This is a genomic window from Colwellia sp. MB02u-9 (genome assembly GCF_014077085.1).
Classification (GTDB): domain Bacteria; phylum Pseudomonadota; class Gammaproteobacteria; order Enterobacterales; family Alteromonadaceae; genus Cognaticolwellia.
Genome location: NZ_JACGVF010000069.1, coordinates 213,663 through 221,054, shown reverse-complemented (window position 1 = coordinate 221,054; position 7,392 = coordinate 213,663). Strand labels below are relative to the sequence as shown.

At 41.2% G+C, this 7,392-nt stretch carries 8 protein-coding genes and 1 pseudogene; all 9 read right to left on the bottom strand.

Features of this window, described 5'->3' with window-relative positions; all coding sequences use genetic code 11:
* Window positions 1–672: 672 nt before the first annotated feature.
* The 9 genes and pseudogenes from rpoS to ftsB all read right to left on the bottom strand — a co-directional run bounded on the left by rpoS (window position 673) and on the right by ftsB (window position 7,308).
* Window positions 673–1,599 (bottom strand): RNA polymerase sigma factor RpoS, encoded by a 927-nt coding sequence (gene rpoS, locus H4J65_RS03580; RefSeq protein ID WP_182185293.1) that lies wholly within the window; start codon window positions 1,597–1,599, stop codon window positions 673–675.
* Window positions 1,600–1,684: 85 nt separating this feature from the next.
* Window positions 1,685–2,521, bottom strand: a complete 837-nt coding sequence (locus H4J65_RS03575) for a peptidoglycan DD-metalloendopeptidase family protein (protein ID WP_182195586.1) — start codon at window positions 2,519–2,521, stop codon at window positions 1,685–1,687.
* 28 nt (window positions 2,522–2,549) lie between these two features.
* Window positions 2,550–3,128, bottom strand: a complete 579-nt coding sequence (locus H4J65_RS03570; RefSeq protein WP_182136155.1) for a YqaA family protein — start codon at window positions 3,126–3,128, stop codon at window positions 2,550–2,552.
* 3 nt (window positions 3,129–3,131) lie between these two features.
* Window positions 3,132–3,809 carry a protein-L-isoaspartate(D-aspartate) O-methyltransferase gene (locus H4J65_RS03565; protein WP_182185295.1) on the bottom strand — a complete coding sequence of 226 codons (678 nt, stop codon included), beginning with the start codon at window positions 3,807–3,809 and terminating at the stop codon, window positions 3,132–3,134.
* Complete coding sequence (gene surE, locus H4J65_RS03560) at window positions 3,806–4,558, bottom strand: 5'/3'-nucleotidase SurE (RefSeq protein ID WP_182136157.1); 753 nt, start codon at window positions 4,556–4,558, stop codon at window positions 3,806–3,808. Before surE ends, H4J65_RS03565 begins: the two co-directional genes overlap by 4 nt.
* 1 nt (window position 4,559) lies before the next feature.
* On the bottom strand, window positions 4,560–5,729 hold the full coding sequence (gene truD / locus H4J65_RS03555; protein WP_404851936.1) for a tRNA pseudouridine(13) synthase TruD: 1,170 nt from the start codon (window positions 5,727–5,729) through the stop codon (window positions 4,560–4,562).
* 81 nt (window positions 5,730–5,810) lie between these two features.
* Window positions 5,811–6,284: pseudogene (ispF, locus tag H4J65_RS03550) on the bottom strand (2-C-methyl-D-erythritol 2,4-cyclodiphosphate synthase); the annotation flags it as partial.
* The gene (gene ispD / locus H4J65_RS03545) at window positions 6,275–7,003 is read right to left on the bottom strand and encodes a 2-C-methyl-D-erythritol 4-phosphate cytidylyltransferase (RefSeq protein ID WP_182195583.1); all 729 of its coding nucleotides are present in this window, start codon (window positions 7,001–7,003) and stop codon (window positions 6,275–6,277) included. The pseudogene ispF and the gene ispD, both read right to left, overlap by 10 nt.
* Window positions 7,003–7,308: a cell division protein FtsB gene (gene ftsB, locus H4J65_RS03540; protein ID WP_182191027.1), complete on the bottom strand. Its 306-nt coding sequence runs from the start codon at window positions 7,306–7,308 to the stop codon at window positions 7,003–7,005. The genes ispD and ftsB overlap by 1 nt, the downstream gene beginning before the upstream one ends.
* Window positions 7,309–7,392: the final 84 nt, after the last annotated feature.

Here is a 7,392-nt window from a genome sequence, read left to right as displayed (position 1 = left end):
GCTTGGCGCTGCAATGAGAAAGTTAGTACAGATTTGTTTTGGGGTGTTAAAGCACCAAAGCGAATACCGATCTCAAGCAATTTAAATGAGTGTTTGAAATCGGTATAGAGAGATGGTATCTACAATAAATATTTGCTGCTAATATTGTTGGCCCATCGAGTTAATTACTCGCTACACGGTTGACGGACTGAAGTCCGACCTACAAAAAAAAGCTGCGGCTGATATTTGTTGGCCCATCGGGTTAATTGCTTTCTACACGGTTGACGGACTGAAGTCCGACCTACAAAAAACAGCTGCTGCTAATATTTGTTGACCCATCGAGTTAATTGCTTTCTACACGGTTGACGGACTGAAGTCCGACCTACAAAAAATATTTGCTGCTAATATTGTTGGCCCATCGAGTTAATTGCTCGCTAAACGTTTGACGGACTAAAGTTCGACCTACAAAAAACAGCTGCTGCTGATATTTGTTGGCCCATCGGGTTAATTGCTTTCTACACGTTTGACGGACTGAAGTCCGACCTACAAAAAACATCTGATGCCGATGGTAATTAGGTCTTAAAATGACCTCCTGATGCAAATGTATAGGCAGCTACATTACCGATAAAATGTAACCCTAAAAAAACCAGCTATCGCTGGTTTTTTTTATTCACTGAACTTTTGACTATCGCACTACTCTCGAAATAGCGCTTCAATCGACAAGTCTTGTTGACTTAAAATATCACGCAGACGTTTTAATGCTTCAACTTGAATTTGGCGCACACGTTCGCGTGTTAAGCCTATTTCGACACCTACATCTTCTAATGTTGCGGCTTCATAGCCTAGCAAGCCAAATCTTCTTGCTAGTACTTCTCGTTGTTTAGAGTTAAGTTCATTCAGCCAATCTACAATACTATGTTTAATATCATTGGTTTGTAATTTTGTTTCCGGGCTCCCAGCTGTTTCATCTGGAATAACATCTAATAAAACTTTTTCACCTTCACCGCCAAATGGCGAGTCAACTGAAGCAATACGCTCGTTCAAGCGCAGCATTTTACTAACACTTTCCACGGGTACGTTAAGCTCAAAAGCAATGTCTTCAGCCGTTGGCTCATGATCAAGCTTTTGCACTAACTCACGGGCTGTGCGTAAATAAATATTAAGTTCTTTGACCACATGAATAGGTAGTCGAATAGTGCGAGTTTGATTCATAATGGCGCGTTCAATGGTTTGTCGAATCCACCAAGTTGCATAGGTTGAAAATCTGAAGCCACGTTCCGGATCAAATTTTTCAACAGCACGTATTAGGCCTAGGTTACCTTCTTCAATTAAATCTAATAAAGGTAAGCCACGATTGTTATAACGGCGAGCAATTTTTACCACTAAACGAAGATTACTTTCTATCATGCGTTTGCGAGAGCGTTCATCACCTTTTAAGGCAAGGCGAGAAAAGTAGACTTCTTCTTCGGCGGTTAATAATGGTGAAAATCCTATTTCACTTAAATATATTTGTGTTGCATCTAAATTAGACGGGCTCTCTTCAGGTACTTCTACCCCAGTGCTTTTTGGCTTTTCTTTCACTGCAAGATCAGAACATTCTATTTGTTTTTTTATGCCCATGTTATATCTCCCTATTTAGCATTAGCTAAATTTACTGACTAATTATTCACATTAACCTCGAGTTATTATTGGTAAATTTTTATTATTATTGTTTCGGCAAATACTTCATAGGATTAACTGATTTCCCGCGAAAGCGAACTTCAAAATGAAGCATGACTCTTTCAGCGTCAGTATCACCCATTTTGGCAATCACTTGACCGGCTTTTACAACTTGCTGTTCTTTGACTAGAATGTGATCGTTATGAGCATAAGCGCTGAGATAATCTTCGTTATGTTTAACGATGACTAACTTGCCGTATCCTTGTAGCGCATCACCGGCATAAACTACCTTTCCATCTGCAGTTGCTTTCACCGAATCACCGCGTCGCCCCGCAATGTCGATTCCTTTATTTCCTTGCTTTGCGGTGGAAAAATTATGAATAACTTTTCCTTTCGCAGGCCACCGCCATTTTCTAATTTTTTGTGAAAATGCAGTGTGTTGCTGAACTTTTTTGATGCTTTTTTGATCAGATACATTTTTACCATACTCCTGCTTTTTCTTCTGTGCAATAGGTTTTTTTATAACTTTTTGTTTTGACGTATTGAAGGTCTTATTTTTTTGACTTTTTAAGTTAGCATTATATTTACTTTTTGTTAACTTTAATTTTTGTTGCGGATAAATATTGTATGGCGCTTTAATATTATTGATCTTCGCTAAGGTACGAATATCGACATCTGCACGCCATGCTATTGAATATAAAGTTTCACCTTTCTTAACGATATACTCAGTGCCACTGACGCTATTTTTGAGTCTTTGACTAAGAGGAAGAGAGCCTTGTACGTCAACAACAGGTGCAGGTTTATTACGACTTGAACAGCCGTTTAACGCTAATATCATTATTAGCGTTAGTAGGTTATTAGTGCTAAATAAGTTACCTTGCATCCATCTCGTCATAACAAAAATAACGTCCTTATCGTGTCGCAATATAGGCAATAATAATAGCGCTAACAACCGACCAACCTAAGACATCAACCCATTGTCTAATTTTTTGTTCCATCGGTGCTCCGCCCCAACGAATAACACCAGCTACCAGGAAAAATCGCATGCCGCGACCAATCGATGACGCTAATAAGAAGGGTAAAAATGCCATATTTAAAAAGCCAGCACTCACGGTAAATAACTTATAAGGGATAGGAGAGAAACCAGCAATAAATACCACCCACACACCCCATTCACTAAACCACAACATGGCTTTATCAAAGCGCGCCTGATAACCAAACTCAGTAATTAAGGGTTGGATCCAAGGTTCAAACATCAAATAACCTAAGCCGTAACCTACCATTCCGCCAAGCACTGAAGCAACGGTAGTTATGGTGGCAAAACGCCAGGCTTTATCGCGCTGCGCCAGTACCATAGGGGCTAATAAAACGTCGGGTGGAATAGGGAAAAAAACCGACTCAGCAAAGGTCAGTATCGCTAAAATTCTAGGGGCAAACTTATGCTCAGCCCACTTAAGTGTCCATTCATATAATGCAGAAAATATTTTCACAAATTATCCTAAAGCGCCAGGTACCAGAGGAACAAAACGAACAGCTTCAATTTGCTGCTCTTTGTATTCATCGCCATGACGAGTAATTAATTTTAAAACTTGGTTTTGTTCACCAACAGGAATGATCAAGCGACCGCCATCAGCTAGCTGGGCTAGTAATGCCGCTGGCACTTCTTTGGGTGCAGCCGTCACTATAATGGCTTGAAACGGAGCTTTGCTGTGCCAACCTTGCCAACCATCACCATGTTTCATTGCCACATTATGTAAATCCATCGTGCGTAATCTTCGTTTTGCTTGCCATTGCAACGACTTAATACGTTCAACAGTAAACACCTTGGCTGATAACTGCGCCAATATGGAGGTTTGATAGCCAGAGCCCGTACCTATTTCTAGAATGCTGTCTGGCACGCCATCAGCAAGTAGCAGCTCTGACATTTTTGCCACAATATAGGGTTGTGATATGGTTTGCCCTTGGCCAATCGGTAACGCCGTATTGTCATAGGCTTTATGCGCTAGAATTTCAGGCACAAAAATATGCCGAGGCGAACGGGCAATCGCCTGTAATACTTGTTGATTTTTGATGCCTTCAGCCAATAATTTTTGCGCCAGTAATTCTCCACTTCGACTCGACTTTCCGCCGATATTACTGCCTACTCGGGTATTGATATTACTTTGTCTCATAGTGAAAGTTCATTAATCCATTCGGTCATTTTTGCCAGGCTTTTATAAGCGGTCATATCTATGGTTAATGGGGTAATTGATGCATAACCATTGGCTATGGCATGAAAATCAGTCCCCACGCCAGCATCAAGTTCTTTTCCTAAAGGGCCATACCAATAAATATCACGTTGCCAAGGGTCTTGCACCTTTTTCATGGTTTCCGCTTTATGGCGGTTACCTAAACGTGTGACTTGAATACCTTTTAATTCATCTAGCGGCACATCAGGCACATTAATATTAATAATTTGATCACTTGGCAGCGGGTGCAACTGCAAGCGCTCAATAAACTTGGCGGTAACAACGGCGGCGGTTTGAAAGTGTTTGGGATCTGAAGACACTAGTGATACCGCTATTGCAGGCATACCTAAATGGCGCCCTTCTGTTGCCGCGGCTACCGTGCCAGAATAAATGGTATCGTCACCTAAATTAGCACCGTGATTAATACCCGCCACCACTAAATCAGGTTTTGGCTGCATTAATTGGGCGGCACCTAAATGCACGGCATCAGTGGGTGTACCATTGACAGAAATAAAGCCATTTTCTAATGTCTGCGCTCGCAATGGATTCAGTAGTGTTAACGAATTGCTTGCGCCACTGCAATTTCTATCGGGCGCAACTACGGTGACATCAAATATTTTGGCTAATTCGTCAAAAAGCACTTTAATGCCATCAGCATGAACACCGTCATCATTACTCAGTAATATTCTCATGTTAGCTTTTTAACTCCTTGTTGTTATCTACTGCGCTAGTCTGGGTCTTAGTTGCAGCGGCTGTGTGCCTGGCTGCACTAACATCAACCCGCTCAGTCATATCTTTATAGTCGATTAACTCACGCATAATGGTGGTGGCATAAGCACCTGATGGCAAGAAAAATGACAAGGTTACAACATCGTTATCTACGCTAATGTTAGTGTCTTTAATCGTTAAGCGAATACGTCGACGTTCTTGCTTTAAACCAAAACGCGGTAAACCTTCGCAAAATGCTGACTGGCCATCGCCGATGCTTTGCTCAAAAATACGCGCATCGCCTGTGGTCATTAATTCGCCCGCGCCCCACATAGAGGCAGTAATATCTAGATCATGTTCAACTAATCGTGCTTGTAGACTTTCATCGATGACATCAGCAAGAAATACCGACTGTGTTCCCGCTAACATCAAGACGTCACCATTCATTAAGCGGTCGAATTTTTGTTGTTGGATACGTTGACCAACCATTTGGTTGAAAATCAATGAACGTGCAGCCGATAAATACATACCACGTTTTTTCTTGTCTTTAACTTTTTGACCGGAGAATAAGCCTAAGGCTTTTTCAATATTGCCGCCATTGATACCAAAGCGTTGTTCACCAAAATAGTTTGGTACGCCAAAATTAGTCACTACGTGCCAACGTCTTATTAGCTCGTCAATTTCAGTCACGTCACGTAACGTAATTTCAAAACGATTACCGTCTAAACCGCCAATACGCAATTTTTTGTTATGGCGTTTATAGGATAAAACTTCGACACCTTCGATGTTTACGTCACTTAAATCATAACTTTGCTTACCGGGCACATGCACACCAAACCATTGCTCAGTGACCGCAAAGCGATCTTTTAAACCGGCATAGGAAACTAACGATTCTTTCACGGAAAAATATTGCGCTAATTGCTTGGCAACAAAAGCGGTATTGGCGCCAGTTTTTCGAATATGAATAAAAAGATGTTCGCCTTCACCACAAGGTTCAAAGGGTATTTGTTCAAAAACTTTAAAATCTGACCTATGCCGACGCAACAAGCCGGTCGATTTTGGTTTACCATATAAATAGGAAAATTCAGGCAAGGGAGATTGGCTTGGCTCAGCTACTGGCTTATCGCTTTGAACGCTTGGCTCTGGTGCTTTCAATTCACTTTCAACAGCGGGCTTTGGTACTTTTCTTTCGTCTTTTTTAATCGGCTCTGCAACTGTATTTAACTTACTGTTAGGTTCAGTTTTTATCAATAATACAACAGCATGCACGCTAATGCCTTCTTTGCGACCCACATAGCCTAACTTTTCAGTGGTAGTTGCTTTGACATTGACTTGTTCGATATCTGCTTGCAAATCTTCTGCTAAACATTCACGCATGGCTAAAAGGTGCGGTGCTATTTTTGGTGCTTGCGCACAAACAGTAATATCGGCATTACCTAAGCCGTAGCCTTTTCTTTGCATTAAACCAACCACATGGCGCAACAAAATACGGCTCGATATATTCTCGTATTGGTCATCAGTGTCAGGAAAATGGTTACCAATATCGGCTAAACATAATGCTCCTAAAATGGCATCACATAAGGCATGAATAGCCACATCACCATCAGAGTGAGCAATAAAACCAAATTCATAAGGAATAACAACACCCGCTAACACTAATGGCCCTGCACCACCAAATTGATGAACATCAAAACCGTGACCTATTCGCATACTACCTCTGATTGTAAATTATTTTTTTGTTGGTTAAGAATAAATTCAGCTAAAAGCAAATCTTCTGGCTGGGTAATTTTTATATTGTCACTGCTGCCATGGACTAAACCACTTGCAAAACCCGATGCTTCCATCGCTGATGATTCATCGGTAATACTGATCCCTTTTGCTAAAGCCGCAGTAATAGCTGAGGTTAGTTCAAGCGTTTTGTACATTTGTGGCGTCAGCGCATGCCACATTTGGCTACGATCCAAGCTGGTTGCTACTAATTTCGCGGTATTCGCTTGCTTCATGGTATCGCGAACTGGGCTTGCTAATAGGCCGCCATGATCGTTTTCAAGACAGTAGTTCATTAAGCGGGTTAAATCTTGATGTCGAACACAAGGCCTGGCGGCATCATGCACCAACACCCATTGTTCTTGGCCAGCCTGTAAATATTTTAAACCGGCAAGTACCGAATCAACACGCTCTTTGCCGCCAACAACACAAGTAATATTTTTATGATTAACTAAGCTAGTACTAGAAAAATATTCATCATTTTCACCTAAGGCAATAATGACATGAGAAATTGCCTCGTGGCTGAGTAAACGCTGAACGGTATGTTCTAAAATAGTTATGTTTTCAATGGTTAAATATTGTTTTGGACAAGACGAACGCATGCGTTTACCAACACCTGCAGCGGGCACTACGACAGTAAAATGCCCTAATAAGTTACTCATTATCGCAATCGTTCCTTCTTATCGGCATCGTCATCATTAGGAATGACGCGGAAAAATGTCTCGCCCTGTTTGATCAGACCTAATTCATGGCGAGCACGTTCTTCAATCGCTTCGGTGCCAGATTTTAAATCGTCCGTATCAGCATAAAGTAATTTGTTACGTTGCTTTAGCTTGTTGTTATTGGCGAGCTGGCGAGTCACTTCTTCTTCTAATGCTAGATAATCAGGCACACTGTTTTTACCAAACCAAAGTCGGTATTGCAAAAGTACCAGAAAAATGAGTAAAACTGCCGTGATCAGCCGCATAATGTATCTAAAGTCGATATCGAAGAGATAATATTGATACGCTATTATAAATACGTACCGTCTGCTGTAAACACCCAACAAGAT